This is a genomic window from Pseudomonas flavocrustae, assembly GCF_029872515.1.
Lineage (GTDB): Bacteria > Pseudomonadota > Gammaproteobacteria > Pseudomonadales > Pseudomonadaceae > Chryseomonas > Chryseomonas aestiva.
In genome coordinates, this window is the sequence record NZ_JAPDIQ010000001.1 from 975680 (window position 1) to 1001685 (window position 26006).

A 26006-nucleotide genomic window follows, 5' to 3' on the forward strand; every position below is an offset into this window, starting at 1 on the left:
GTGCAAGGCATGGATCGCAGCCTAGGGACGCCGAATCAAGATTCCTTCGGCGAATTGTCGAGATTCGATCAAGAGAGCGGACGTGGGCGACAAACTCATACTCATCGTCGAAGACGACGCCGACAGCGCCAGCGTGCTGGAGGCCTATCTGCTGCGTGACGGCTTCACGGTGATGCTCGCCGAGGACGGCCGCCAGGGGCTGGACCTGTTCCAGCGCGAGCGACCCGATCTGGTCCTGCTCGACATGATGCTGCCGCGCCTCGGTGGCACCGAGGTGCTGGCGCAGATCCGCCGCGCCGGGGATACCCCGGTGATCATGGTGACCGCCATCGGCGACGAGCCGGAAAAGCTCGGCGCCCTGCGCTATGGCGCCGACGACTATGTGGTCAAACCCTACAACCCCAAGGAGGTGGTGGCGCGGGTGCACGCGGTGCTGCGTCGCTGTCATCAGGCGCCGCGCGATGATCGCTGGCTGCGCCATGGCGCCCTGACGGTGGATCTGGAGCGTTTCAGCGCCACGGTCGAGGCACGCCTCCTGGAGCTGACGCCCACCGAATTCGGCCTGCTCGCCACCCTGATGCGCACCCCGCACAAGGCCTTTACCCGCGAGGAATTGCTGGAGCGCTGCCTGCCGGAGAGCGAGGCCCTGGCGCGGGTGGTGGACACCCACCTGCACAACCTCAGGCGCAAGCTGGAGGCGGCCGGCATTCCCGGCGTGCCGGTGACGGTACGCGCCATCGGCTATCGCTTTTCATGAAGCGCCAGGCCCCGCTGGGACGCTGGGTCGGCTGGCGCATGAGCCTGCTGGCACTGGGCGCGGTACTGCTGATCGCCGCCGGCATGTACCTCTGGTTTCTCTTCGGCGACTGGTGGGTGCTGCGCCAGGTGCCCCAGGCGGCGCGGGCGGAGATCCTCCAGCTGCGCGCCGATCCGCAGGAAAACGAGGCAAGGCTCTGGGCGCTGTTCAGCCACTACTATCCGGTGCGCTATTTCCTGCCCGGTATCGCCAGCCGCGACTGGTGGGTGCTGGCGGGCCTGGTGCTGGCAGCCGTGCCGTTGATCCTGCTGGCCGGCTTTCGGCTGTCACGCCCGCTGTCGAGCCAGTTCTCCGCCATCGCCGCGGCGGCGCGGCGGGTGGCGTCGGGCGATCTGGACACCCGGCTGGAGGTCGCCGAGACGGCACCCGCGGAGTTGCGCCGCCTGGCGCTGGACTTCAACAGCCTCACCGCGCGGTTGCAGCAATACGAACGCGACGTACGGGATTCCAGCGCCATCCTCGCCCATGAGCTGCGCACCCCGCTCAACGCCGCCTCGGTGCGGGTGCAGGGCATCCTCGACGAGGTCTTTCCCGCGGATGCCTGCCAGTTGCAGATGGTCAAGCGCCAGCTCGACCTGCTCAACACCCTGGTCGGCGATCTGCATACCCTGTCGCTGGCCGAGGCCGGGCAACTGGCGCTGGACCAGCGGCCCTTCGCCCTGGCGGCGCTGGTGGAAGAGCGACTGGCCTGGTTCGCGCCCCAGCTGCAGGCCGAGGCGATACGACTCCACCTGGAGCTGGATCCCCGCCAACGGCTGTACGCCGACCGCGATCGCATCGGCCAGTTGCTCAACATCCTGCTGGAAAATTTCCTGCGCTATGGCGCCAGCGGCGGCGAACTGGAGATCGTCCAGCGGGCTCTGGCAGAGGGGCTGGTGCTGGAATTCCGCGATCGCGGCCCGGGCATCGCCGAAGCCGACCGTGAGCGGGTCTTCCACCGCTTCTGGCGCGCCGACAGCTCCCGGGCGCGTCATCTGGGTGGCAGCGGCCTGGGCCTGTCCATCGCCCGCGCCATCTGCGCGGCGCACCAGGGCCGCATCGTCGCCCTGGGGCGCAAGGGTGGCGGCACGGTCATGCGGATCGAGTTGCCGGGACGGCTGTCCTAGCGCGGCAGGCGTCTTGGAACGACTACCCCTGTCAGGGCGACAGGGGCAGCGGGCCTCAGGCGGAGGCGTCGTCCGCAGGGGCGGCGACAGCCTCGGCCGCTGCAGGCGCCTCAGCTTCGACTGGCGTGGCGGTGTCCGCCTTGGCCTTGGCCTGCTCACGGCGGGCCTGGGCGCGCTGGCGGCGTGCCTGCTGCTTGGCATAGACCGCCTGGGAAGCGGTCACGGTGCCAGCCGGCTGGCCATCCAGATCCAGGCGCGGGGCGTTTTCGGTCATGGCCGCCCAGTAGCGGGTGCCACGGCACCAGGTGGCGATCGACTGCTTGAGCTGGTCACCGGTGATGCCCAGGCGCTCCAGGTGCTGCTCGGCGTCCTTCAGGATGCCTTCCTTGAGCGGCACCTTGGGGGCCGGATTGACCGGGAAGGCCAGCGGGAAGTGCTTTTGCAGACGGCGGATGCCTTCGACCACCGGATCCTGCTCGCGGGGCTTCTGCTCGCGGGGCTTGGCTTTCGGTGAAGGTCTCCGCGCCGGCCGCTCGTTGCTCTCGGTCTTTACCTGCGCTTTTTCGGCCCGCAGGCGGTCGCGTAGTTCAGCTAGTTGCTCAAAGCCCATCGTTCAGCTCACCGCTCCAATAGAATTCACGTGCAAGGGTAACCCATGCCGGGCTTGGACCGCGCCGATTGCAGATTGGCACGCCCAAGGCTGGCGGCCCGTCATTCTAAAGGCTGGTTTGCCGCTCGTGCATCCTCGGAAGCGTCATTCCCGGCGGATGGTGCGCCCTGCTGGGCGTTTTCTCGGCCCTTTACGAACGCCGCCGAGCGCAGGTGAGGCGAGTTGAAACGACCTTAGGGAGTAACGGCCCAAGGCGACTCGAAGGCTGAGCGCGCCCGAACCGGAAGGCCGAGGAAGGGCCGTGCAGGTGCGGTACACGAGGCTTCCGACCGGGCTGGCGATCCAGGCATTGCAACAAAGCAGCGCCGATGATGCAGGCACTTCGCGTACTGGATCTAGCCGCCTCCGGTCAGGCGCGACACCCATTGCGCCAGCCGCAGCTTGAACGGCGAATAGGGCGGCAGCAGCAGACGAACGGCCAGCAGCGGACCGGCGGCGAGCACGCTGCGCTCGTGGGAAAAGGTGCGAAAGCCCGCCTGGCCATGGGCGCTGCCGCTGCCGGAGTGATTGACGCCGCCAAAGGGCAGGTGCAGCTGGGTGTACTGCTGCATGCACAGATTGAGGCCGACGCTGCCGGAGCTGGTACGGGCGACGACCCGTCGCTGCACCGCGCGATCGCAACTCCAGAGATAGAGCGCCAGGGGCTTGGGACCGGCGTCGATGCGCTGCAGCACCTCCTCCAGGTCGTCGTAGGCGATCACCGGCAGGAGCGGACCGAACAGCTCCTGGCTGTCCAGGGGGCTGTCGACGGCCGAGCAATCCAGCAGCGTCGGGGCGAGATAGCACCCGGCCGCATCGTGCGCGCCGCCGTGGATCAGCTGCGCGCCGGCGGCCCGGGCCTGTTCCAGCAGCCCGATCAGCTGGCTGGCGTGGCGCGGGTGGATGAGCCGGGCGTAGTCCGGGCTGGCGGCGGCATCGGTGCCGTAGCGCTGCACCAGCAGGACACGACAGCGTTCCTTGAAGGCCGGCAGCAGGCGGCGGGCGACGAAGACATGATCGGGCGCGACGCAGGACTGGCCGGCATTGAGGAATTTGCCCCAGAGCAGCAACTCGGCGGCGGCGTCCAGGTCGGCGCTGGCGTCGATGATCGCCGGCGACTTGCCACCCAGTTCCAGGGTCACCGAGGCCAGGTGCTGGGCGGCGGCCTGCATCACCAGGCGGCCCACGGCCGTGGAGCCGGTAAAGAAGAAGTGATCGAAGGGCAGTGCCAGCAGCGCCTGGGCGGTGGTGACGTCGCCTTCGCAAAAGGCCACGGTGTCGGGGGTGAAGGCCTCGGCCAGCAGCTCGCGCAGCACCGCGTTGACCGCCGGGGTGAATTCCGAGGGCTTGAGCATCACGCTGTTGCCTGCCGCCAGCGCCGACACCAGCGGGCCGAGCAGGGTGGAGACCGGGTAGTTCCAGGGGCCGATGATCAGGCAGCGACCGCGGGGCTGGCTGTGGATGTGCGCCGGGCAGCCGAGGGAGGTCAGGGTCGGTCGCACCCGCCGCGGCTTCATCCAGCGGCGCAGATGGCGGCGCGCGTGCTGGATCTCTTCCAGCACCGGCATGATCTCCGACAGTTCCACCTCCACCTCGGGTTTGCCGAAGTCCTGGCGAAAGGCCGCATAGAGCGCCCCACGCCGCGCCACCAGGGCGCCATGCAGGCGCTGCAGCAGGGTCAGGCGCTCGGCGGCGCTGGAATCGCGCAGGGCCAGGGTGCGCGGTCCCTGGGCGGCGAACAGCCGCTGCAGGGTCTCGGGGTCGACCGGGGCGCAGGCAGAAGCGGGATCGGGGAGGGGCGCATTCATGGCAGCAGTCCGCAAGGGGGCAGGAAGGGGCGACACGGCGACGACGGCAGTATTCAGCCTGGGCGTTGCCAGCGCCAGCGTGGCAACGGCCGGGAGCCGGGGGCACTGAGGGCGAGCAGGGCCGCCAACCCCAGGGCCAGCAGGGCGAGCAGGGCGCTGGTCAGGGCGGCGGGCCGGACCGCGGCGCCCTGCAGCCAGAGGGACGCCAGCGCCGGGCCGGCGGCGCAGCCGAGCAGCTGCAGCGAAGGCACCAGGGTGGCGACGCGGCCACTGGCGTCCAGCCGCAGGGCCAGGCTGATCTGGAAGGGGGTGAGGGTCTGCCAGAGAAAGGTGAAGGCCAGGCACAGCAGCGCAAAGGTCAGGTGTGCCCCTGGTGCCAGGCCATAGATCAGCGCGGCCAGGCTGCCCAGCAACAGGGTCGCCAGGGTCAGGGTGGTGGCGGCCGGTAGCCAGGCCACCAGCGCCGCGCCGGCCAGACCACCGAGCAACTGCGCGGCGAAGCTGGCGGCGATCAGGGTCTGGGCCTGGCTGGCGTCCAGCCCGAGGGCTTCACCATAGGGCTCCAGATAGGCCCAGAGCGCACCGATCGCCGCCAGCTGGCAGCCGACGAAGGCCAGCAGCAGGGCCTGGGGCAGCCGCCAGCGATGGCGAACGGGCACGCTGCCAGGGAGCTCCAGCGCCGCCAGCCGGCGGGGCAAGGCGGCGGTCAGCGGCAGGGCCAGGGTGGTGACGCCGGCCAGCAGCCGGAAGCCGCCGGGGCTGCCCAGGCGCGGCAGGATCCACAGCGCCAGCAGGGCCGCCAGCAGTCCCTGGCAAAAGGTCTGCAGCGCCATGAACAGGCCGGATAGGCGCTCGGCGGCGGGCTGGCGCACGATCAGCGCCACCGCCGCCCAGAGCAGCAGGCCTTCGCCGAGGCCGGCGAGGGCGCGCAGGCCGAGCAGCAGCAGATCACCGCTGGCCTGGGCACTGGCGAGGTCGGCGGCGACCGCCAGCAGCGTCGCCGGTACCAGGACCCTCGGCAGTCCCAGACGGGGACCCAGGGCCTCGCCAGCGATGACCCCCAGGCCCAGGGCGACGATCTCGCCCATGGCCACCAGGCCCAGGCCATCGAGGCTGGCGCGACCGCTGGTGAACAGCTCGCCGAGCAGCAGCGGCTGCAGGCCGAGGATGAGCAGGGCCAGGGACCCCAGCAGCAGCGCGGCGCAGACCTGGCGGGGCGGAGAGGGCGAGGTGACGGTCATGGGCTCTACCTTCGATGAGTGGCTAGTAACCGCGACTTTCCGCCGGCAGCCGGCCCTGGCGGAAGGCCTCGGCGGCGGCGCGCTGGTCGAGCTGGAGCCGGCGGGTGGCGATCAGCACCACCCACCAGGGCAGGCGGGTGAGCACGGCGCCGGTGGCCTGGGCCAGGGTGTAGGCCTTGGCGCATTTCTCGAACAGCTCGGCATTGAGGGCGGCGCGGCTGGCGGTGGTCCCCAGGCACAGCGGCTGGCCGCCGAGCAGCTGGACGTTGCCCTGGTCGGCCAGGGCTTCCGCCAGGGCGTTGCTCCTGGTCACCGCGGGTGCCATCCGGCCCAGGTGCCGGGCCTGCTCGTCGAACAGCTGTGGCAGCTGGCCGCCGAAGTCCGCTACATGCTGCCCATAGCGCCCGGCCCCCTGGATGATGGCGCCGACATCCGGTCGCGAGCGGTAGATGAGTGCGTGATCGAGGGCGCCGCCGCTGCTGCGGGTCAGCTCGATCTCGCAGGGGGCGGCATCGCCCAGGGTGCCGTACCAGAGGCTGCCCGCCCCCGGTATGCGTACCGACAGGGCCAGGGCCGAGCGTTCGCCCTGGCGGGCCAGACGTTGCTGCAGATCCAGCCATTGCTGGCGCAGTTCGGCTTTCATGGGCGGCCTCATACCAGTTGGAAGACCCGGTCGAAACGCTCCAGGGCGTCGTCGATCACGGCGTCGGTGTCGGCCAGGCTGGTGTAGATGCGGCTGCCGGCCAGGGTGATGAGGCCATGGGCGGTATAGGCCGCGCCCATCTCTTCCATCATGTGCTTGCGCGCCTTGGCTTCGTTGCGCACCCGCAGCAGCTTGAGCGGGTTGCCGGTGTCGAGCAGCAGCACGCCGGAGGTCTGCAGATGGACGATGGAGCCCAGGTTGTAGGCGACATAGGGCAGGTTGCGGCGCTCGATGATCTCGTCCAGCCCTTGGCGCAGCCGATCGCCGGCACGACCGGCCTGGCCGGCGGCGTCGAGGCGCTGGATCTCCTTGAGGGCGTAGTAGCCGGCCACGCAGCACAGCGGATTGGCCGACAGGGTGCCGCCGACGAAGGCGCGCTTCGACGAGGTGCCGATGCCGCCCACCAGCAGCTGCATGACCTCGGCCTTGCCGCCCAGGGCCCCGGCCATGGGATAGCCGCCGGTAAGGCATTTGCCGAGCACGGTGAGATCCGGCAGCACCTTGAAGTAGCCCTGGGCACCGCCCATGCCGGCGCGAAAACCGGTCACCACCTCGTCGAAGATCAGCAGGGCGCCGAATTCGTCGCAGAGCTTGCGCACCTCGCGATTGAACTGTGGATGCACCGGGCGGGTGCCGCTCTCCGGGCCGAAGGGTTCCACCAGCACCGCCGCGGTACCGCCGCGCAGGCGATTGAGTTGCAAGCGCCGGCGCAGGGCGTCGAGGTCGTTGGGCGGGCTTTCCTGGGTGTGGGCGGTGGCGCCCCGGGGAATGCCGAGGGCCTCCATGCGTCCGGTGCCGGGCAGGCGCATGCCGTACACCAGCTGATCGCTCCAGCCGTGATAGGCCCCGCCGATCTTGATGATCCAGCGGCGCCCGGTATAGGCCCGCGCCAGGCGCACCGCGGCCATGGCCGCCTCGGTGCCCGAGCCCAGCAGCCGCACCTGGTCGATGCCGGGCACGCTCTGGCAGACCAGTTCGGCGAGCTTGACCTCGTATTCGTGCAGCAGGCCGGTGACCGGGCCGCACTCGGCGAGGATGCGCTGGACCTGCTCGCGCACGCCGGGGTGATTGGAGCCGAGCAGGGTGGGACCGCCGGCCTGGAGAAAGTCGATGTAGCGGTTACCGTCGACGTCGGTGAGGTGGCCACCTTCCGCCCGGGAGATGGCCAGCGGGAAGGGATGGTTGAACGCCAGGTTGTGCTGGATGCCCCCGGGGATGAAACGCTTGGCTTCTTCCGCCAGTCGCCGCGAGCCCTGGCAGCGCTCGTCGAAATAGCCCATGACCTTGGCCAGGGCATCGCGGCGCAGCGGGCGCATGGGTTGTTTGACCAGGGCGTCGAAACGGCGATAGAGCGTCTCGGTATCCGGCCAGGCGGAAATCGCCGGCGGCGTGGGTACCAGGGGCGGCGGGGTGGTCAGGGGCTGGTTCATGGCGGACCTCAGGACGGGAGGGAGGCGGTGAGAGTGGTCAGCAGGCGCTGGCGCGCCAGGCTGTCGGCGGCGGAGACGCCGGGGCGGTTGGCGATACGGCCGACCAGGTAGTGCTCGCAGAAGGCTTCCAGCTGCTCCAGCACCGCCAGGGTCTGCCGCGCGCTGGCGCCGTAGCAGAGCACCCCGTGGTTGCGCAGCAGATAGGCCGGGCTCTCGGCGCTCAGGGCGCGATCCAGGCGCTTGGCCAGCCAGCTGGTGCCGGAGGGGGCATAGCCCACCAGCGGCAGGTGGCGGCCCAGTTCGGGCCAGCGCTCGGGGTCGTCGACGCTCAGGGCCTCGCCCAGCAGGGTGCAGGCACTGGCCAGCGGCTGGTGGGTATGCAGGCTGCAGCCCGCGGCGGGAAAGCGCCGCAGCACCCGGGCGTGCAACCCGGTTTCCACCGAGGGCGCGCGATCGCCTTCGAGCTGGTGCAGGTCGGCCAGGCGCAGGATGCAGACGTCTTCCGCGCCCATCTGGTAGTAGTCGAGGGCGGAGGGGGTCACCGCGATGCGCTCGGCATCCAGGCGCAGGGCCAGATTGCCGCCGGTGGCGGCGAAGAAGCCGCGGCGCACCAGGTGCAGGCAGAGATCGACCACCTGTTCGCGCGCTTCGAGGGTATCGCTCATGGTCGGGCTCCCTGGTTGGGGTTGAGGCGGCGGTAGAGCGGCGCCAGGCGCCGGCGGACTTCGAGAAAGGTGGCGTAGCTGTCGTCGTAGCGCGCCCGCGCCTGGGGGCAGGGCTGGTAGAGGCGCGGCGGTCGCTGCAGCGCCGGCACATCGCTGAAGGTCAGGGCGCCGATGCCGGCGGCGGCGATATAGGCCGAGCCCCGGGCATTGGCCTGGATGGGCGCATCGGGCTGGGCGATCACGTGGCCGGTGACGTCGGCCATGATCTGGCACCAGAGATTGGACTGGGCGCCGCCGCCCACCGCGGTGATCCGCTCCGGTCGGCGGCCGAGAAAGCGGCCGAAGGGTTCCAGCATCCAGCGGGTGTTGAGCGCCACCCCTTCGAGAAAGGCGCGGATGATGTCTTCCCGAGTGTGCTCCAGTGACAGGTTGATCAGCGCCGCGCGCAGGCTGGGATCGTCCACCGGGCTGCGCTCGCCATACAGCCAGGGGGTGTAGAGCAGCCCGCGGGCGCCGGCCGGCACCCGGGCGGCGATGCGGTCGAGCAGCGCATAGAGATCCGGGTGCTGTTCGTCGCTGAGGAGTTCGTCCGGGTGGTAGAGCACCTTGTCGCGCAGGAAGGACAGGTTGGCACCCGCCGCGGTCTGCAGCGCCATGGCCAGGTAGCGGCCCTTGACCGCGCTGGGCACGGCGGCCATGTGGCGCAGGACATCGGACTTCTTGAAGGGCACATGGGCGCCCAGCCAGGAGGAGGTGCCCAGGTAGAGGTGCGGCGCGAAGTCTTCCACCGCGGAGCCCACCGCCACCGCCGAGGTGTCCACCGAGCCGGCCACCACTGGGGTGCTGCGCGGCAGACCGAGCTGGTCGGCCACCGCGCCGGTCAGGGTGCCGATCACCTCCGCGGAATCCACCAGGTCGGGCAGCTTGTCGCGGTCGAAGCCCAGGGTGCGGATCAGCCCGGCGTCGTACTTCACCTGGCGCGAATCGCGGTTGTCGGTGATCCAGGCGGTGCAGATGGAATCGGCGGTGGCGCAGCAGCGCCCGGTGAGGCGCAGATTCATGAAATCGAGGACATTGAGAAACTTCACCGTGCGCGCATAGCGCTCCGGCTGGTGGTCCTGCAGATAGGCGATGTGCCCGGCGGAATCCTTGCCCGACAGCGAGGGCGCGCCGCCGGTGAGGCGGATCCAGCGCCACAGCTTGAACGGGGAGTAGCCGGCCACCTTCAGCCGGCCGCCGCCGACCCGCCGCGCCACGGATTCGGCGCCGCGCATGTCCAGCCAGAGCAGCGCCCGGCCCAGGGCCTGGCCGTTGGCGTCCACGCACACCGTGCCCTCGGTCTGGGTCGAGCAGCACACCGCCACCACCCGCCGCCGCCGTGCCGGGTCCGCTGCCAGCAATTCGCCGGCGCCGCGCAGGAAGGCCTGCCACCAGTCTTCCGGTTCCTGTTCGGCGCTGTGGCCCTCGACGTGCAGGGTGACGCCATGGAAGGTCCAGGCGACCACCTCGCCGCCGAGGGTGACCAGGGCGCTCTTGCAGCCGGAGGTGCCGAGATCCACCACCAGCACCAGGCCGTCGAGGGCGGTGGCCTGGGCCGGTGCGGGCGGCGTGGCGAAGACGTGAGGTTTCATGGGCGCCGGCTCAGAAGGGACGGGCCACGGACAGCACCCAGCGGGCCTCGTCCGTCGCGCGCTGATGGTCGCCGTCTTCGGCGATGTAGAGTTCGCGCGCCCGGGTATGGGGGCTCAGGTAGTCCAGGCCGAAGTCGAAGCCCCAGTGGCGATGCACCAGGCCCACGCCGTAGTCGCTGAAGTTGGCCTCGGAGAAGTTGCGGATCTGCTGGTAGCCGGCGTGCAGCTTGAGGCTGGTGCGCGGGGTCAGCTCGTAGCGATAGTCCAGGTCGTAGAGCAGGCTGCCGCGGGAGTTGTGCTCGCCCTTGGCATAGCACTCCAGGCCCTTGGTCGGGTCGGGATTGAATTGCAGCTGGGCGCCGCAGACCCCGGCGGTGTTGGCGCCGCGATAGTTTTCCGAGAGCACGTTGAGGATGCGCCCCTGCAGGGCCCCGTAGCCGATCTCCAGCACCGCGAACTGGCTGTTGTAGTTGGTGCTGCGCAAGCCATCGGGAGCGCCGGTCTCCGGATCGATGCGGCTGGGCGCCTTGAAGTGGGCACCGGGAAAGAATTCCCCGGCCAGACCGACACCGAAGTGCCAGGCCTCCGGATCGCCGAAGCGGTAGCCGCCGGCCAGCAGCACGTTGGCGCCATCGCCGTCGATGAACTGCTTCTTGCTCACGGTGCCGATTTCCGCCAGGCCGATCAGGCCGCTTTCGTGGGCGAATTCCACGGTGACCTTCGCCCCCGGCCGATTGAGCGAGTCGGAGATGCCGCGGTTACGCACGTCCGAGAGCAGACGCGGGGTGATGGTCAGGGCATAGCTGGTCAGGTCGTCGTCGGCCTGGACCGCGCTGCCGAGAACGCTCAGGCACAGCAGGGCCGCCGCCTGGGTGCGGTGAAGAATCCGGTTCATGGGGTCGCTCCTTGCGGTGGCTTAGCTGCAGTGCGGGGTGGCGGGAAGGGCGCTCAGCGGGATGAGCTGTTCGGTCTTGCCGAGCACCTCGGTGCCGACATAGGCGCGGATGTTGAGGTCGTCGCCCTTGCGGCGGACGTAGCCCTTGTATTTCTTGCCATCGCGCGGATCGAATACCCAGCCGTCGCGCCAGGTGCCGCCGTCGTCGCGACTCATCTGGAAGATGCGGGTGCCGCAGGTGTCATGGGCATTGCCGGCGTCCTTGTCCCAGACGATGGTGCCGCACAGGGCACCGGCGTTGTCGGCGCAGGGCATGACCTTGACCGCGGCGCCCTGGTCGGCGGTCAGCCAGAGTCCCTGGACCGGTACGGCGTCGGCGGCCAGCACGGGGGCGAGGGGGAGCGCCAATAAGGCGGCGGCGAGCGCGAGGGGTGTTTTCATGGAGGAGACTCCTGCTGATTGTTGTGGTTGTGGCTGGAGGCAGTAAGGCAACGCTGTTGCTGATATGATAGTTATCGCTACACGATAGTTATAACTATCATTTTACTGCCCATCAAGGGTTTTTTCGTTCAGCCGAGAGCTTTTTCATGGTCGCCAAAGAGTCCGCTCCATCCTCCCGCGCCACGCCCAAGGCCCGCCCCAGCCAGCAGCGGGCAGCGGAAACCTATGAACGCATCCTGGCGGCGGCGGCGGAGGTGCTGTGTCAGGTTGGCATCGAGCGGCTGTCGACCAATCTGGTCTGCGATTGCGCGGGGCTGACCCCGCCGGCGCTCTACCGCTACTTTCCCAACAAGTACGCCCTGCTGGAGGAGCTGGGTCGGCGCCTGCTGGAAAAGCAGAATGCGCAGATAGACGGGCGGATCAATGCCGAGCTGCTGGCCGGTCCTTTGGAACGGGTGGAAGACGTCCTGACCGGGCTTTTGCTAGATACCTACCGGGTCACCGCCGAGACCGCCGGGGGTATGTGGATCCTCAAGGCGCTGCGCGCGGTGCCCTCGCTGGAGCACGTGCGCCTGGATTCGCACCGCCGGGTGGCGGCGCAGCAGACCGCGTTGCTGGTGCTGCTGCTGCCTGGCGTGGCGCCGGCCACCGTCGCCCAGGTCGCGCGGATCGTGGTCGAGCTGATCCACTCCACCGTGGAGCTGCTGTTCGATGAGGAGCTGCCGGCGGAAAGCACCTGCCGCACCGTCGCGGCCATGCTCAGCGGTCATCTGGGGCGCCTGCGCGACGGCTGAATCTTTCGCCCGCCGGGGCGAGCATCAAGCGGGGGACTCAGGTCAGAATCGGCAGGTGTTCCACCACTGCCGAGGCCCGTCATGCCTGATCTGGATATCGCCACCTTCATCGCTGCCTGGCCCACCCTGGGTCTGGAACCCGCTCAGCCCTGGACCCATACCGGCGCCTGCGAGCATCGGGTCAGGCTGCTGCTGGCGCGGCTCGGTCCCGGCTATCGCCGCCAGGGCGACAGTGCCATCCACGAGACGGCAATGGTTGAGCCCGGTGCCGTACTCAAGGGACCGATCATCATCGGCCCCGGCAGCCTGGTGGCGGCCGGCGCCTATCTGCGCGGCGGTGTCCATCTGGGCGCTCACTGCGTGGTGGGCCCGGCCTGCGAGCTGAAGAGCAGCCTGCTGCTGGACGGCAGCAAGCTCGCCCACTTCAACTTCGTCGGGGATTCGCTGATCGGCAGCGGGGTGAATCTGGAAGCGGGCGCCATCGTCGCCAACTACCGCAACGAAAGTGACGGCGCGCTCATCCGCATCCGCCACGGCGACCGGGTAATAGACACCGGGGTGGTCAAATTCGGCGCCCTGATCGGCGACGGCTGCCGGCTGGGCGCCAATGCGGTCATCGCGCCGGGCGCCCTGCTGCCGCCAGGCACCCGGGTCGCGCGGCTGGAACTGATCGACCAGGGGATGCCGGACGCCGCCGCGGGCGCGGCGCTCTCTCAGCCGGCGAGATAGGCGTCGGTGGCTTCCAGCGTCGCATAGGCGAAGGCCAGGGCCGCCATCAGGGCGGCATGCACCTGGGCCGCCGGCACCCTGACGCCCCCGAACTCCAGATCCAGGGTGGCACAGGCATCGTGGATCACGGTCACGGCGTACCCCATGTCGGCTGCGGCGCGCACGCCTGCGTCGATACACATATGACTCATGGCCCCCACCACCACCAGCGACTCGATACCGCGCTCGTCCAGCAGGTGCCTGAGGTTGGTTTCGCGAAAGGCATTGGGATAGTGCTTGAGCACCACCGGCTCGCCGGCCCGGGGCACGACCGCGGCCTGGATCTCGACGCCGTCGCTGCCGGGCACGAAGATCGGCGCCTCGGCGCTGAGCGACTGATGCTGCACATGAATCACCGGAATGCCCTGGTCGCGGGCGTGGGCGATGATCCGCGCGGCCTTGGCGACCGCGGCCTCGATGCCACTGAGGGGCAGTTTGCCGCTGGGAAGGTATTCGTTCTGCAGATCGATGACGACGACGGCGTGCTTGCTCATGTCCAGCCTCTCGGAAGATGCTTCAGGTTTGGGTCCGGCCATGATTGGCCAGCCGCGCCTCCGGGCGAAGAGGCGTGACCGACAACTTCAGGGGCGCCAGCGACACATGCACGATCAACCGCCGATCGAACTCGGTCTGCTGCTCTATCCCGGTGTGCAATGGGCGACGGTGCACGGCCTCACCGATCTGTTCGAGATCGCCGGGCGCTTCACGGGAACGGCGGAGGATGCCGAGCGGCCCCGCTTGCGCGTCAGCCACTGGCGGCTTGAGGAGGGCGCAGCAGCGCCCAGCCGGGTCTACGACTCACTGCCCGCAGCGAGCGGCTCACCCAGCGTGCTGATCCTGCCACCCAGCCTGGCTGAGCCAATCACAGCGGAGGCGGCTGCGCCCTATCGCGAGTGGCTACGTCGGCAGCATCAGAGCGGCGTGCGTCTGGCCTCGATCTGCGCCGGCGCCTTTCTGCTGGCTGAAACCGGCTTGCTGGACGGCCGGACCGCCACCACCCACTGGCTCTATGTCGAGCGCTTCAATGCGCGTTTCCCTGGCGTCCGCCTGGATGCCGACCAGCTCCTCATCGATGGCGAGGATCTCGTCACCGCGGGCGGCCTCATGGCCTGGACCGACCTCGGCCTGCGCCTGGTCGATCGCTACCTGGGCGCCAAGCGGATGCTCGGCACCGCGCGCATCCTGGTCATCGACCCGCCGGGTCGACAGCAGCGCTACTACAGCGCCTTTTCCCCGCGCCTCAGCCACGGCGACAGCGCCATTCTCGCCGTGCAGGAGTGGCTGCAGGAAAGCGGCGCCCAGGACATCGCCCTGGACACCCTGGCCCGCCGCGCCGGCCTGGAACCGCGCACCTTTCTGCGCCGTTTTCGCCAGGCCACCGGCATGACCGCCACCGCTTACGGCCAGCAACTGCGCGTCGGTCGTGCCCGGGAACTGCTGCAGGCCAGCCGCCTGCCCCTCGAACGGGTCGCCTGGGAAGTGGGCTACAGCGATCCGGGTGCCTTCCGCAAGGTCTTCACCCGCGTGGTGGGGCTGAGCCCGGGGGATTATCGGCGGCGGTTCGGGGGTGGATCGCCAGGTCGCTGAAGCCTAACTCGGCGCGTCGGTGCCCGGCGGAAAGCCCCCGTCGATCCGCTAAACCAGCGGCTCGGCGATCCGCTCCAGCAGTCCGGGTCCATCGTTTTTCACGCTGCCCACGGCCTTGCCGACCGGATACCAGTCGAAGGCCTCCACCGGCGTTGCTTCGATCTCACCAATCTCGGCGGCGCGCTCCATGGACAGCTCGGGGTCCAGCCATTCGCGGGCCACGGCCGGCGGCAGGACCAGCGGGCGGCGGTCATGGATATCGACCATGCCGGCGTCGGAGGCGGCGGTGACGATGACGAAGCCGTCATCCTCGTCGGGTGCCTGGTCAGCCGGGTGGAAGTGGCCGATGGCGGCGAAGAACAGCGGCTCGCCGGATTTCAGCCGGATGAAGTAGGGCTGCTTGAGCTTGGGATCTGTAGGGTCCTTTTTCCATTCGTACCAGCCATCCGCGACCACCAGGGCACGGCCGTTCTTCCAGAGGCCGCGAAACATCCGGCTGGTGGCCGCCGTTTCGACGCGCGCGTTGATCACCGGCGGACGCTTGGCCTGGCGCGCCCAGGCGGGCTGGTAGCCCCAGAGCACCGGGTCCAGGTGCAGGCCATCCTGCTGCTGGTGCAGCAGCTGGACGCGGGTGCCCGGCGCCACGTTGTAACGACCCAGGGCGCGGGGTTCCAGGCCGGTGCGGACATCCGCAGGCGCGGCGCCCAGGGCGTCCAGGTAATCGAGGGCATAGCGGTACTGGGCAAAGCGGCCACACATGGGATGCTCCTGTGCGCGGGAGACGCAGGTTGAAATGCCCCCGCATCCCTACCTAGGACCACGCCTCACGCCCGAAGTACCTGGCGCTCAGGCCTTGGGCGCCGCCGTCTCGCGTCGGGCCAGCCCCCGGTCATGCAGCACCATCCCCACGACCATCGCCGCGACGAAGCCATAGACCTTGGCGATACCCAGCCCCAGGCCTGCCAGCGCGGGCCCGGGGCATATCCCGGCCAGCCCCCAGCCCAGGCCGAAGAGCGCGGCGCCCAGCAGCAGGCGGCGGTCGACGGGTACGGTGGGCGGCAGGTGAAAAGCCCTGTCGAGCAGGGGGCGTGTCAGCCGGCGCTGGAGCTGGACCGCGGGTAGCGCCACCAGCAGGGCGCCGCCCAGGACGAACAGCAGGCTAGGGTACCAGCGTCCGCTGGCGAGGTCGAGAAAACCCAGTACGCGGGCGGGATCGAGCATCCCCGAGAGGGCCAGGCCGCTGCCGAAGAGCAGACCGGCCAGCAGCGCTACGACCAGGCGGCAAGAATTCATCGCAGCAGCCCCAGTAGGGTGGCCGTGGCCAGGCCACAGGCCAGGAAGACCGCCGTGGCGGCCAGCGAGCGGCGTGAACCGCGGGCCACGCCGAGGATGCCATGGCCCGAGGTGCAGCCCGAGCCCAGCCGCGTCCCGAAGCCGACCAGCAGCCCGGCCAGTAGCAGTTGGGGCCAGGTCGCGTCCACGCTCAGGGAAGGACGCGCGTGCAGGCCGCTCACCAGCAACGGCCCCAGCACCAGGCCCAGCACGAAGACCAGGCCGGTGCCGGCTTGTTGCGCCCCGAGCAGCCGACCAAAGATCCCGCTGATGCCGGCGATCCGGCCGTTGACCAGCAACAGCAAACTGGCGGCCAGGCCCAGCAGCAGACCGCCACCCAGGGCGGGCATATAGGAGGAGAGGATCATGGCGTCTGGCTCTCGGGCTGGCAGAAGATCTGGTAGAGCGCCTGCAACAGCTGGGCGGCCTTGTCTTCGGTGAGCCGGTAGAAGATCTGCTTGGCCTCGCGGCGGGTGGCGACCAGACCAGCCTCGCGCAACACGCCGAGTTGCTGGGAAAGGGTGGGCTGGTGGATGTCCAGACGGGCCTCCAGTTCGCCGACCGCGTATTCACCTTCGGCGAGGGCGCAGGCCAGCAGCAGCCGGACCGGATGCGCCAGGGTCTTGAGCAGGGCGGCCACTTCCTGGGCCCGCGCCTGCATGTCTTGAGAGGAGAGGGTGCCGCCGGGGAGGGGCCGGGTGGGAGGAGTCATCTTGAACGCGCCTGGGTCAGATCGATATACATTTTTATATAACGTATAATGTTCGTTGGCAAGCGTGCACTGTCGAGCCACCCAGCGCCAGGTTGATACCCGTCAGGCGATCAGCGCCCTGGCGAAGTCCCGATAGCTGTGCAGCGGTCGGCCCAGCAGCCGGACCAGCCGTTCACGGTCGCCGGGCTCGGGCAGCATGCCGTCGCTGACATAGCGCTCGGCCATGAGCCTCATTTCATAGGCCATCCAGGCCGGCATGAAGGTCGCCATGTTCTGCTCGAAGCCGTGCGGATCGTCACCGGCGTAGTGGACGGGGCGGCCCAGCAGGTCGCTCCAGATCGCCGCGGCGCCTGTGCCTGTGAGGCTGTCCGGGCCCACCAGGTTGATCGTTTCGCTGGGCAGCTTGTCGATCGCCTGATCGCGGCGGATGAGTTCGAGAGCGGCGACCTCGGCGATATCCCGGGCGTCGACCATGGCCACGCCCTTGCCGCCGAGGGGCATGGGATAGATCCCATGCTGCAGGATGATGTCCCTGATCATGACCTCGTTGTCGATGAAGTAGGTGGGCCGCAGGACGGTGGCACTGAAACCCATGGCGTCCAGCATCCGCTCGCCGCCGAATTTCACCGCGAAGTGCGGTACGCTGACCGCGCTGTCGGCGCCGAAGACCGAGAGATAGACGACCCGCTCGACGCCGCTTTCCCGGGCGATGTTGAGGGTGATGAGCGCCTGGGTGAATTCGTCGCCGGTCACGGCGTTGAGCAGGAAAAGGGTGGACACGCCAGCGAAGGCGCGGCGCAGGGCAGCGAGATCGAGCAGGTCGCCCTGCATGACTTCGACGGTGGCGGGAAAATCGGCGCTGGCCGGAGTGCGGGTCAGCACCCGCACCTTGGCATCGCGCTGCACGAGCTGTTGCACGAGGTGGTGGCCTACGCGGCCGGTGGCGCCAGTGACGAGGATGGTCATGTCGGTAACTCCAGGTGGGTGAGGGGTAGAGCCACCTTAAGTCGTCCCACCTTAGGCCAATAGCCGCTAGGATAGGGACATACCGTTCCATTATTGAGACAGCTTGATGGACTTCAGCCTGCTGGCCGATTTTCAGCTCATCGCCACTCATGGCGGCATTGGCAAGGCCAGTCGTGCCAGTGGCCGACCCAAGGCCAGCCTGTCGCGGCGGCTGGCCGAATTGGAAGAGGCGCTGGGGATACGCCTGATCGAGCGCGGCGGGCGCAGCCTCGTCCTGACGCCTGCCGGGGTTGAATTGGCGGCTCGTACCCTGGGGCCGCTGCGCGAGATTCAGGAGGCGGTGGCCGCGGTGCAGGAGGGCGTGGCTGTGCCCCGCGGACGGCTGCGCATCGCGGCGCCGCTGCTGTTTTCCCAGGTGGCGCTGGGCCGGCTGAGTGCGGATTTTCGCCGGCAGTACCCGGAGATCCTGATCGAGGCGGTGGCCGAGGATCGCCTGGTCGATCTGGTGGAGGAACACTTCGACCTGGCCATTCGGATCAACCCCGCGCCCGACATCACCCTGGTGGGTCGCTGCTTCGCCCGGGACCGCCGGGTGCTGGTCGCCGCCCCGGGCCTCGAAGGCCCTCTGACGGCTGGTGCCGAGCCTGCGCCTCTGCCTGCGGTGGTCATGCCCGGCCAGCGCGAGGGCGAGGTCTGGACGCTGACGGAGGGCGGGGAGCGCTTCCTGCCCCAGCCGGTCTTGCAGCTGACTTCGCTGCTGACCATCCGCGAGGCGGTACTGGCCGGTGCAGGTGCAGCGCTATTGCCGCTCTCGCTGGTGCAACGTCAGCTGGACGAAGGCGCGCTCAGGCGCTGGGGCACCCTCGCCGGTGAGACCGAACTCTGGGTGCTGCACACTTCGCGACGATTGCAGAGCCCCAAGGTGAAGGCCTTTGTCGACTTCCTCTGCGCACGGTATCCAGACGGCATCTTTCTGCTGGACTAACGACTGACGAGGCCTGCCCCGGGGTCCGCGAGACGACGGCCTGCATATCGCCCGCGCCCCTTTGTCCGGATAATGGCGGCCAATCTGTCTCCAAACCGGAATGCTGTGCATGGAAATCAAGGTCAATTTTCTCGACAACCTGAGGCTCGAGGCCAAGTTCGACGACTTCTCGGTGATCGCCGATCAGCCCATCCGCTACAAGGGTGACGGCTCGGCCCCGGGGCCCTTCGACTATTTCCTGGCGTCCTCGGCGCTCTGCGCGGCCTATTTCGTCAAGCTCTACTGCCAGACCCGCGACATTCCCACCGACAACATCCGCCTGGCGCAGAGCAACATCGTCGACCCGGAGAATCGCTACAAGCAGACCTTCAAGATCCAGGTCGAGCTGCCTGCCGATCTCTCCGACAAGGATCGCCAGGGCATCCTCAGGTCCATCGACCGCTGCACGGTGAAGAAGGCGGTGCAGGCCGGTCCCGACTTCATCATCGAGGCGGTGGAGAGTCTGGACGCCGATGCCCAGGCCCTGCTGCTGCCCAGCGATACCGGTAGCCAAACCTACATCCCCGGCAAGGACCGGCCGCTGGAAGAGACCATCGCCAAGCTCTCCGGCATCCTCGCTGACCTGGGCATGAAGGTGGAGATCGCCTCCTGGCGCAACATCGTGCCTAACGTCTGGTCGCTGCACCTGCGCGATGTGCAGTCGGCGCTGTGCTTCACCAATGGCAAGGGCGCGACCAAGGAAGCGGCCCTGGCCTCGGCGCTGGGCGAATTCATCGAACGCCTCAACTGCAACTTCTTCTACAACGACCAGTACTGGGGCGAGGCCATCGGCAACGCGGCCTTCGTCCACCACCCCGACGAGCGCTGGTTCCAGCCCGGGCCCAAGGACGCGCTGCCCCGGGAGATCCTCGACCGCTATTGCCGCAAGCTCTACGACCCGGAAGGCGAGCTGCGCGCCTCGCACCTGCACGACACCAACTCCGGCAACGTGGCGCGCGGCATCTGCGCGCTGCCCTTCGTGCGCCAGTCCGATGGCGAGGTGGTGTACTTCCCCTCGAACCTGATCGAGAACCTCTACCTCAGCAACGGCATGAGCGCGGGCAACACCCTGGCCGAAGCCCAGGTGCAGTGCCTGTCGGAGATCTTCGAGCGGGCGGTGAAGCGCGAGATCCTCGAAGGCGAGCTGGCCCTGCCGGATGTTCCTGACGAGGTGCTGGCCCGGTTTCCCGCCATCGTCGACGGCATCCGCGGCCTGGAAGCCCAGGGCTTTCCGGTGCTGGTCAAGGACGCCTCCCTGGGTGGCGAATTCCCGGTGATGTGCGTGACCCTGATGAATCCGCGCACCGGTGGGGTGTTCGCCTCCTTCGGCGCCCATCCGCGCCTGGAGATCGCCCTGGAGCGCAGTCTCACCGAATTGCTGCAGGGCCGCAGCTTCGAGGGCCTCAACGACCTGCCGCAGCCGACCTTCGAGAGCCAGGCGCTGATGGAGCCGAATAACTTCGTCGAGCACTTCATCGACTCCAGCGGCCTGGTCTCCTGGCGCTTCTTCAGCGCCAGGGCCGACCATGAGTTCGTCGACTGGGATTTCTCCAGCGAGGGCGAAGACGCCACCGCCCAAGAGGCCGCCACCCTGTTCGGCATCCTCGCCGAACGGGATCTGGAAGCCTACATGGCGGTGTACGAGGAGTTGGGCGCGCCGGCCTGCCGCATCCTGGTGCCGGGCTATTCGGAGATCTATCCGGTCGAGGACCTGATCTGGGACAACACCAACAAGGCGCTGGCGGTGCGCGAGGACATCCTCACGCTGCACCAGCTGGACGATGCGGCCCTGGAATCCCTGCTCGAACGCCTGGACGATACCCAGGTGGACGACTACACCCGCATCGCCACCCTGATCGGCGTGGAATTCGACGAGAACACCGTCTGGGGCCAGCTGACCGTGCTGGAGCTCAAGCTGCTCATTCACCTGGCGCTGCAGCAATTCGAAGAGGCCAAGGAAGAGGTCGAGACCTTCCTGCAGTTCAACGACAACACCCTGGAGCGCGGTCTGTTCTACCAGGCGCTCAATGCGGTGCTGGAAGTCGAAATGGACGACGAACTGGAACTGGCCGACTTCGAAGTCAATTTCCGCCGGATGTTCGGCGAGGAGCGCCTGGACGCCGCCCTGGGTTCGGTCTCGGGCAAGGTGCGCTTCCCTGGCCTGACGCCCACCAGCCTCGGGCTGGAAGGCCTCGACAAGCACCTGCGGCTGATCGACAGCTATCGCAAGCTGCACGCGGCGCGGGCCAGGGCGGCTGGTATCGCGCTCTGAGGGGGCGCCCCGCCCGGAGCCGGGCGGGGCCGTTCCGGCGGTCAGCAGACCGCGATATGGGAATCCGCGCGCGGCTCGGTGCCGCCGCAGAGCACGCCGGTCTGCGGATCGCGGACGATGATCTGGCCGCGGCCGAAATCGGTGGAGTCGTGGGCGATCTCGATCTGGTGACCGCGCCGCGCCAGGCCGCTGGCCAGGGCCCGCGAAGCGGCCTGTTCGATGCCGACCTTCATCTCGCCCAGCCACTGCCAGCGCGGGGCGTCCAGCGCCGCCTGGGGATTCAGGCCGAAGTCCACCAGATTCATCACCATCTGCACGTGGCCCTGGGGCTGCATGTAGCCACCCATGACGCCGAAGGGGCCGATAGGCACGTCACCCTTGCTCAGGAAGCCCGGGATGATGGTGTGGAAGGTCTGCTTGCCCGGCGCCAGGGCGTTGGAGTGGCCGGCATCCAGGCTGAATTCCGAGCCGCGATTCTGCAGGCCGATGCCGCTGTCGGGCAGCACCACGCCGGAGCCGAAGCCGTGGTAGGCGCTCTGGATGAAGGACACCATGTTGCCCTCGCCATCGGCGGTGGCGATGTAGACGGTGCCGCTGGCCTGGGGATCGCCATGCTGCGGCGGCTGGGCCTGGTCGGTGATCTCGGCGCGGCGGCGCTCGGCATAGGCATCGTCCAGCAGGACGCTGGCGGCGACCCTCATGTGCTCGGGATCGGTGATGTAGTGCAGGCCGTCGGCATAGGCCTTCTTCATGGCCTCCAGCTGGCGGTGCCAGGTGAGCTGGCTGTCGCGCTGGTCGAAGTCATAACCCTTGAGGATGTTCAGGGTCATGAGGGCGATCAGGCCCTGGCCACTCGGCGGAATCTCCCACACCTGATAGCCACGGTAGTCGACCTTGATCGGCTCCACCCAGCGCGGCTGGTAGCCGGCCAGGTCCGCCGTGGTCAGGTGACCGCCGCTGGCCGCGGCATGCTCGGCCAGGCGCTGGGCGATGGCGCCCCGGTAGAAGCTCTCGCAGCGGGTCTGTGCCAGTTCCTCCAGGGTGCGGGCCTGGGCGGGGTTGCGAAACAGCTGGCCGGCGACCGGCGCCTGGCCGTCGATGAGGAAGGTGTCGAACCAGGCTGCAAGCTCAGGCGCCTGGTCCCGGCTGGCCTGGTACTCGGCCTGGGCGATGCGCCACTGGTAGGCGACCACCGGCGACACCGGGAAGCCGTCTCGGGCCAGGGCGATCGCGGGTTCGAACAGGGTGGCGAAGGGCAGCTTGCCGAAGCGGCGCGACAACTCGGCCCAGGCCGCTGGGCAACCCGGCACCGTGACCGGCAGCCAGCCGTGCACCGGCATGCGTTCGTGGCCGGCGGCCTTGACCGTGGCGATGTCGAGGCTGGCCGGGGCATGGCCGCTGGCGTCCAGGCCATGCAGCTGGTCCTTGACCCAGACCAGGGCGAAGGCGTCGCCGCCGATGGCATTGCCGGTAGGTTCCACCACGGTCAGGGCCGCGGCGGTGGCGATGGCCGCGTCGATGGCGTTGCCACCCTGGCGCAGCATGGTGATGCCGGCTTCGGCGGCCAGCGGCTGGGAGGTGGCGACCATGCCATTGCGCGCGAAGACGCTCTGGCGTTGCGAGGCATAGGGGTAGTCGTGAGCAGAGAAATTCAGCATGGCAGGCTCTTCGAGGTCATTGTCCGGTCTTGATGCGGGTCCACTCGCGGGTCATCAGCCGCTGGATCTGCGGCGGCAGATCGGCGGAGACGTAGAGGCGCTCGGCGATGGCCGCGCTCGGGTAGATGCCCGGGTTGTCGCGGACCTTGGCATCGAGCAGGGCGGTGGCGTCGCGGTTGGGATTGGCGTAGCCGACATAGTCGCTGACCGGGGCGATCACCTCGGGGCGCAGCAGGTAGTCGATCAGCGCCAGGGCTCCTTGGGGATTCTTGGCGTCCTTGGGGATGGCCAGCATGTCGAACCAGAGATTGGCGCCTTCCCTGGGGATCACGTAGCGCACGTCGCTGGTCTTGCCGGCTTCCCTGGCGCGGCTCTGGGCCTGCAGGACATCGCCCGAATAGCCCATGGCCACGCAGACGTCGCCGTTGGCCAGGTCGGTGATGTACTTGCTGGAGCTGAAATAGGTCACCGACGGCTTGAGCTGCTGCAGCAACGCGGAGGCCTTGCGGTAGTCCTCGGGTTTCCGGCTGTTGGGGTCCAGGCCCAGGTAGTGCAGGGTCTGGGCGAAGACCTTTTGCGGCGCATCGAGCAGGGCCACGCCGCAGCCCTTGAGCCTGGCCAGGTTCTCCGGCTTGAACAGCAGGTCCCAGGAATCCACCGGGGCGCCATCGCCCAGGGCGGCGCGCACCTTGGCGGCGTTGTAGCCGATGCCCACGGTGCCCCAGAGGTAGGGGACAGCGTAGCGATTGCCGGGATCGGCCGCTTCCAGGCGCTGCATGAGCCGTGGATCCAGATGCTGCCAGTTGGACAGCCGGCTGCGATCCAGTGGCTGGTAGGCGCCCGCCTTGATCTGCTTGGTGAGGAACTGGTTGGACGGCACCACCAGGTCATAGCCGGAGTGGCCGGACAGCAGCTTGGCTTCGAGCATCTCGTTGGTGTCGAAGACGTCGTAGCGCACCTGGACGTCGCTGGCCTCGGTGAACTGCTTGAGGGTGTCCGGACCTATGTAGTCCGACCAGTTGTAGAAACGCACTTCGGACTCGGCGGCCTGGGTCAGGGGCGTCAGGCAGAGGGCGAGGGCGGCCAGCAGGGGACGAACGGCCATGGAGGTCTCCGGTCTAGAGCACGCGGCTGAGGAATTCGCGGGTGCGCGGATGGGTGGGATTGCCGAACACCTGGGCCGGCGGGCCTTCCTCGATCAGCTCGCCCTGGTGCAGCACCACCACGCGATCGGCCACCTCGCGGGCGAAGCCCATCTCGTGGGTCACCACCACCATGGTCATGCCGTCTTCGGCCAGCTCCTTCATCACCTGCAGCACCTCGCCCACGGTTTCCGGGTCGAGGGCGCTGGTGGGTTCGTCGAACAGCATGGCCTGGGGTTTCATCGCCAGGGCGCGGGCGATGGCCACGCGCTGCTGCTGGCCGCCGGAGAGTTGCGCCGGATAGTGCTCGGCCTTGTCGGACAGCCGCACCCGGGCGAGCAGGGCGCGGGCCTGTTCCACGGCGGCGGCCCGCGCCACGCCCAGCACCTGGATCGGCGCCTCGATGATGTTTTCCAGCACCGTCATGTGCGGGAAGAGGTTGAACCTCTGGAACACCATGCCGATGTCGCGGCGGCGGCGGGCGATATTGCGCTCGGAGTCTCTGACTCTCGAGCCATCGGCACGCTCGCGAAAGCCCATCAGCTCGCCGTTGACGCGGATGGTGCCGCCCTGGATGTCTTCCAGGTGGTTGAGGCAGCGGATGAAGGTGGTCTTGCCCGAGCCGGAGGCGCCGATCAGCACCACCACCTCGCCGCGGCGCACCTCCAGGGTCACGCCCTTGAGGATCTCCAGCTCGCCGAAGGCCTTGTGCACCTCCAGCGCCTGGATCACGGATTCTTGCGTGGTCGTCATGGCTAGCGTCCCCGTAGCTTGAAGCCCTGCAGGCTGAACAGCCGGCCGGTGGCGGTGGGTCGGTGACCGTCGGCCTTGCCGAAGCGCCGCTCCAGCCAGGCCTGGAAGAAGCCCCAGAGGGTGGTCAGGACCAGGAAGTAGATGGCCACCACCAGGTACAGCTCGAAGACGCGGAAGGTCGCCGAGGTGATCATCTGGGTGCTGAGCAGCAGCTCCTGCACCCCGATGACGCTGACCAGGGTGGTGTTCTTGAGCATCACGTTGAACTCGTTGCCGAGCGGCGGAATGATCACCCGCAGCGCCTGGGGCAGTACGATGCGGCGCATCAGCTTGGCCGGCGTCATGCCCAGGGAGCGCGCCGCCTCGTACTGGCCGCGATCCACCGCACCGATGCCGGCGCGGATGATCTCGGCCATGTAGGCGCCTTCGTTGAGGCCCAGGGCGATGATGGCCGCCTGGATGTTGCCCGGGATCACCAGGAAGCCCAGGTCCAGGTCCTCGAAGCGAAAGATGCCGCCGGCCGCCAGGGCCGTGTAGAGGAAGACGATCTGCACCAGCAGCGGCGTGCCGCGCATCAGCCAGACATAGCAGCGCACCGGGTATTGCAGCGCCCGATAGCGCGACAGCCGTGCCAGCGCCGCCAGCAGGCCGAGCGCGCAGCCTAGCAGCATGGCGCCGATGGCGATGACGCAGGTCAGCCCGAGGCCGTAGAGGTAGACGTCGCTCGGGTGCAGCAGGTACTGCCAGAACACATCCCAGCTGAAGTTCATCGTGGCCTTCCCTTAATCGAGCTTGTCGCCTTCCAGGTGCCACTTGGCCATGAGGGTGGCGTAGCTGCCATCGGCCTTCATGTCGGCGAGGATCTGGGTGAGGGCGCTGCTGAGCTGGCTGTCGTCCTTGCGTACGCCGATCCCGGTGAGGATGCGGGCGAAGGCCGGCACGCCGGTCTCGAACTGGCCGGGCGCGACGCCCTGGTAGTAGGCGGCGGTTTCCACGGTGGTGCCGTAGGCGTCGGTCTGGCCCAGGCGCAGGGCCTGGAAGGCGTCGGTGTCGCTGTTGTAGGCGACCAGCTTCATGGGCGCCTTGCCGGCCTTCTTCAGCTCCTCGTTGTGGGCGTCGAGCAGGGTGCGGATGGTGGAGCCATTGAGCACCGCCACCTTCTTGCCGGCGAGGTCGTCCAGGGTGTGGATGCCGGCCTTGTTACCGGCCGGCACCACCACCGCCTGGCTGGAGTACATGTAGTTGACGATGTCGATCACCTGGCGCCGCTCGGGCTTGTCGAACAGCTGGTCGATCAGCAGATCGCACTGGCCGGCCAGCAGCGCCGGGATCAGGCCGGAGAAGGGCACCACGCGCCAGTCGACCTTCTTGTCGCCGAGGCGCTTGGCGATCTCGGCGCCGAGGTCGACGGTGAGGCCCTTGGGCTTCTGGGCTTCGTCGAAGAAGCCGATCGGTGGGGTGTCGAGAGCGCCGCAATAGGTGATCTTGGACGCCTTGGCCAGGCGCTCGGGGATCTGCGGGGCGGCCTGGGTGAAGCCGGCGACGAGGGTCAGGGCGAGCAGACTGCAGGAAAGCCGGTGGCGGGTCATGGTCTTCTCCGGAAGGACGGGGG

Annotated in this window: 27 protein-coding genes; 7 read left to right on the forward strand and 20 right to left on the reverse strand. The window is 68.5% G+C overall.

Going from position 1 to position 26006, the window contains the following annotated elements; genetic code table 11:
- Positions 1 to 82: 82 nt before the first annotated feature.
- Together OMP44_RS04510 and OMP44_RS04515 are read left to right on the forward strand one after the other, a co-directional pair.
- Positions 83 to 757, forward strand: a complete 675-nt coding sequence (locus tag OMP44_RS04510) for a response regulator (protein ID WP_133860836.1) — start codon at positions 83 to 85, stop codon at positions 755 to 757.
- Complete coding sequence (locus OMP44_RS04515; RefSeq protein ID WP_280306712.1) at positions 754 to 1923, forward strand: sensor histidine kinase; 1170 nt, start codon at positions 754 to 756, stop codon at positions 1921 to 1923. The genes OMP44_RS04510 and OMP44_RS04515 overlap by 4 nt, the downstream gene beginning before the upstream one ends.
- Before the next feature lie 55 nt (positions 1924 to 1978).
- Here OMP44_RS04515 and OMP44_RS04520 read toward each other — a convergent pair whose 3' ends face one another.
- The 9 genes from OMP44_RS04520 to OMP44_RS04560 form a co-directional block, all read right to left on the reverse strand.
- The gene (locus OMP44_RS04520) at positions 1979 to 2533 is read right to left on the reverse strand and encodes a ProQ/FinO family protein (protein ID WP_187979500.1); all 555 of its coding nucleotides are present in this window, start codon (positions 2531 to 2533) and stop codon (positions 1979 to 1981) included.
- 395 nt (positions 2534 to 2928) lie between these two features.
- A complete protein-coding gene (locus OMP44_RS04525) occupies positions 2929 to 4380 on the reverse strand; it encodes an aldehyde dehydrogenase family protein (RefSeq protein ID WP_280306715.1) in 1452 nt (483 codons plus the stop codon).
- A 53-nt stretch (positions 4381 to 4433) separates the two neighbouring features.
- Positions 4434 to 5621 carry a hypothetical protein gene (locus OMP44_RS04530; RefSeq protein ID WP_280306716.1) on the reverse strand — a complete coding sequence of 396 codons (1188 nt, stop codon included), beginning with the start codon at positions 5619 to 5621 and terminating at the stop codon, positions 4434 to 4436.
- A 22-nt stretch (positions 5622 to 5643) separates the two neighbouring features.
- Positions 5644 to 6264, reverse strand: coding sequence for a class II aldolase/adducin family protein (locus tag OMP44_RS04535; RefSeq protein ID WP_187979497.1), 621 nt, complete (start codon positions 6262 to 6264; stop codon positions 5644 to 5646).
- Positions 6265 to 6272: 8 nt separating this feature from the next.
- The gene (locus tag OMP44_RS04540; protein WP_280306718.1) at positions 6273 to 7754 is read right to left on the reverse strand and encodes an aspartate aminotransferase family protein; all 1482 of its coding nucleotides are present in this window, start codon (positions 7752 to 7754) and stop codon (positions 6273 to 6275) included.
- Between the two features lie 8 nt (positions 7755 to 7762).
- Entirely contained in the window at positions 7763 to 8419 is a 657-nt protein-coding gene (locus OMP44_RS04545; RefSeq protein ID WP_273862114.1) for a class II aldolase/adducin family protein, read from the reverse strand.
- Positions 8416 to 10050 (reverse strand): xylulokinase, encoded by a 1635-nt coding sequence (locus OMP44_RS04550; protein WP_280306721.1) that lies wholly within the window; start codon positions 10048 to 10050, stop codon positions 8416 to 8418. The genes OMP44_RS04545 and OMP44_RS04550 overlap by 4 nt, the downstream gene beginning before the upstream one ends.
- A gap of 10 nt (positions 10051 to 10060) precedes the next feature.
- Positions 10061 to 10945: a TorF family putative porin gene (locus OMP44_RS04555; RefSeq protein ID WP_280306722.1), complete on the reverse strand. Its 885-nt coding sequence runs from the start codon at positions 10943 to 10945 to the stop codon at positions 10061 to 10063.
- A gap of 21 nt (positions 10946 to 10966) precedes the next feature.
- Entirely contained in the window at positions 10967 to 11386 is a 420-nt protein-coding gene (locus OMP44_RS04560) for a DUF2147 domain-containing protein (RefSeq protein WP_280306724.1), read from the reverse strand.
- A 146-nt stretch (positions 11387 to 11532) separates the two neighbouring features.
- On the opposite strand from OMP44_RS04560, the gene OMP44_RS04565 reads away from it, so the two are divergent.
- Both OMP44_RS04565 and OMP44_RS04570 read left to right on the forward strand, forming a co-directional pair.
- The gene (locus tag OMP44_RS04565) at positions 11533 to 12180 is read left to right on the forward strand and encodes a TetR/AcrR family transcriptional regulator (RefSeq protein ID WP_280306725.1); all 648 of its coding nucleotides are present in this window, start codon (positions 11533 to 11535) and stop codon (positions 12178 to 12180) included.
- Positions 12181 to 12261: 81 nt separating this feature from the next.
- On the forward strand, positions 12262 to 12909 hold the full coding sequence (locus OMP44_RS04570; protein ID WP_187979493.1) for an LbetaH domain-containing protein: 648 nt from the start codon (positions 12262 to 12264) through the stop codon (positions 12907 to 12909).
- Here OMP44_RS04570 and OMP44_RS04575 read toward each other — a convergent pair.
- The gene (locus OMP44_RS04575) at positions 12894 to 13442 is read right to left on the reverse strand and encodes a cysteine hydrolase family protein (RefSeq protein WP_280306726.1); all 549 of its coding nucleotides are present in this window, start codon (positions 13440 to 13442) and stop codon (positions 12894 to 12896) included. The two genes, OMP44_RS04570 and OMP44_RS04575, sit on opposite strands and share 16 nt — an antisense overlap.
- 106 nt (positions 13443 to 13548) lie before the next feature.
- Between OMP44_RS04575 and OMP44_RS04580 the strand changes: the two genes are divergently transcribed.
- Positions 13549 to 14535 (forward strand): GlxA family transcriptional regulator, encoded by a 987-nt coding sequence (locus tag OMP44_RS04580; protein ID WP_280306728.1) that lies wholly within the window; start codon positions 13549 to 13551, stop codon positions 14533 to 14535.
- A 48-nt stretch (positions 14536 to 14583) separates the two neighbouring features.
- On the opposite strand, the gene OMP44_RS04585 is transcribed toward OMP44_RS04580, so the two are convergent.
- The 5 genes from OMP44_RS04585 to OMP44_RS04605 form a co-directional block, all read right to left on the reverse strand.
- Positions 14584 to 15294 carry an SOS response-associated peptidase family protein gene (locus OMP44_RS04585; protein WP_187979491.1) on the reverse strand — a complete coding sequence of 237 codons (711 nt, stop codon included), beginning with the start codon at positions 15292 to 15294 and terminating at the stop codon, positions 14584 to 14586.
- Positions 15295 to 15381: 87 nt separating this feature from the next.
- Entirely contained in the window at positions 15382 to 15828 is a 447-nt protein-coding gene (locus OMP44_RS04590; protein ID WP_280306730.1) for a DUF6691 family protein, read from the reverse strand.
- Positions 15825 to 16235 carry a YeeE/YedE family protein gene (locus OMP44_RS04595; protein ID WP_280306731.1) on the reverse strand — a complete coding sequence of 137 codons (411 nt, stop codon included), beginning with the start codon at positions 16233 to 16235 and terminating at the stop codon, positions 15825 to 15827. The genes OMP44_RS04590 and OMP44_RS04595 overlap by 4 nt, the downstream gene beginning before the upstream one ends.
- Positions 16232 to 16579: a sulfite-sensing transcriptional repressor BigR gene (gene bigR / locus OMP44_RS04600; RefSeq protein ID WP_431312618.1), complete on the reverse strand. Its 348-nt coding sequence runs from the start codon at positions 16577 to 16579 to the stop codon at positions 16232 to 16234. The genes OMP44_RS04595 and bigR overlap by 4 nt, the downstream gene beginning before the upstream one ends.
- Before the next feature lie 102 nt (positions 16580 to 16681).
- Positions 16682 to 17545 (reverse strand): SDR family oxidoreductase, encoded by an 864-nt coding sequence (locus OMP44_RS04605; protein ID WP_280306733.1) that lies wholly within the window; start codon positions 17543 to 17545, stop codon positions 16682 to 16684.
- A gap of 106 nt (positions 17546 to 17651) precedes the next feature.
- Here OMP44_RS04605 and OMP44_RS04610 point away from each other — a divergent pair, with 106 nt between their 5' ends.
- Together OMP44_RS04610 and OMP44_RS04615 are read left to right on the forward strand one after the other, a co-directional pair.
- Positions 17652 to 18530 carry a LysR family transcriptional regulator gene (locus OMP44_RS04610; RefSeq protein ID WP_280306735.1) on the forward strand — a complete coding sequence of 293 codons (879 nt, stop codon included), beginning with the start codon at positions 17652 to 17654 and terminating at the stop codon, positions 18528 to 18530.
- A 109-nt stretch (positions 18531 to 18639) separates the two neighbouring features.
- Positions 18640 to 20841 carry an OsmC domain/YcaO domain-containing protein gene (locus OMP44_RS04615; RefSeq protein ID WP_280306737.1) on the forward strand — a complete coding sequence of 734 codons (2202 nt, stop codon included), beginning with the start codon at positions 18640 to 18642 and terminating at the stop codon, positions 20839 to 20841.
- A gap of 41 nt (positions 20842 to 20882) precedes the next feature.
- Here the strand turns inward: OMP44_RS04615 and OMP44_RS04620 are convergent, their stop codons facing one another.
- The 5 genes from OMP44_RS04620 to OMP44_RS04640 are packed head-to-tail and all read right to left on the reverse strand — an operon-like array spanning position 20883 to position 25983.
- Positions 20883 to 22499 (reverse strand): gamma-glutamyltransferase family protein, encoded by a 1617-nt coding sequence (locus OMP44_RS04620; RefSeq protein WP_280306738.1) that lies wholly within the window; start codon positions 22497 to 22499, stop codon positions 20883 to 20885.
- Positions 22500 to 22515: 16 nt separating this feature from the next.
- A complete protein-coding gene (locus OMP44_RS04625) occupies positions 22516 to 23604 on the reverse strand; it encodes a polyamine ABC transporter substrate-binding protein (RefSeq protein ID WP_280306740.1) in 1089 nt (362 codons plus the stop codon).
- Between the two features lie 13 nt (positions 23605 to 23617).
- Complete coding sequence (locus tag OMP44_RS04630) at positions 23618 to 24394, reverse strand: amino acid ABC transporter ATP-binding protein (protein WP_187979483.1); 777 nt, start codon at positions 24392 to 24394, stop codon at positions 23618 to 23620.
- A 2-nt stretch (positions 24395 to 24396) separates the two neighbouring features.
- Positions 24397 to 25164: an amino acid ABC transporter permease gene (locus tag OMP44_RS04635; protein ID WP_187979482.1), complete on the reverse strand. Its 768-nt coding sequence runs from the start codon at positions 25162 to 25164 to the stop codon at positions 24397 to 24399.
- Between the two features lie 12 nt (positions 25165 to 25176).
- On the reverse strand, positions 25177 to 25983 hold the full coding sequence (locus tag OMP44_RS04640; RefSeq protein WP_017641252.1) for an ABC transporter substrate-binding protein: 807 nt from the start codon (positions 25981 to 25983) through the stop codon (positions 25177 to 25179).
- Between the last annotated feature and the right edge of the window lie 23 nt (positions 25984 to 26006).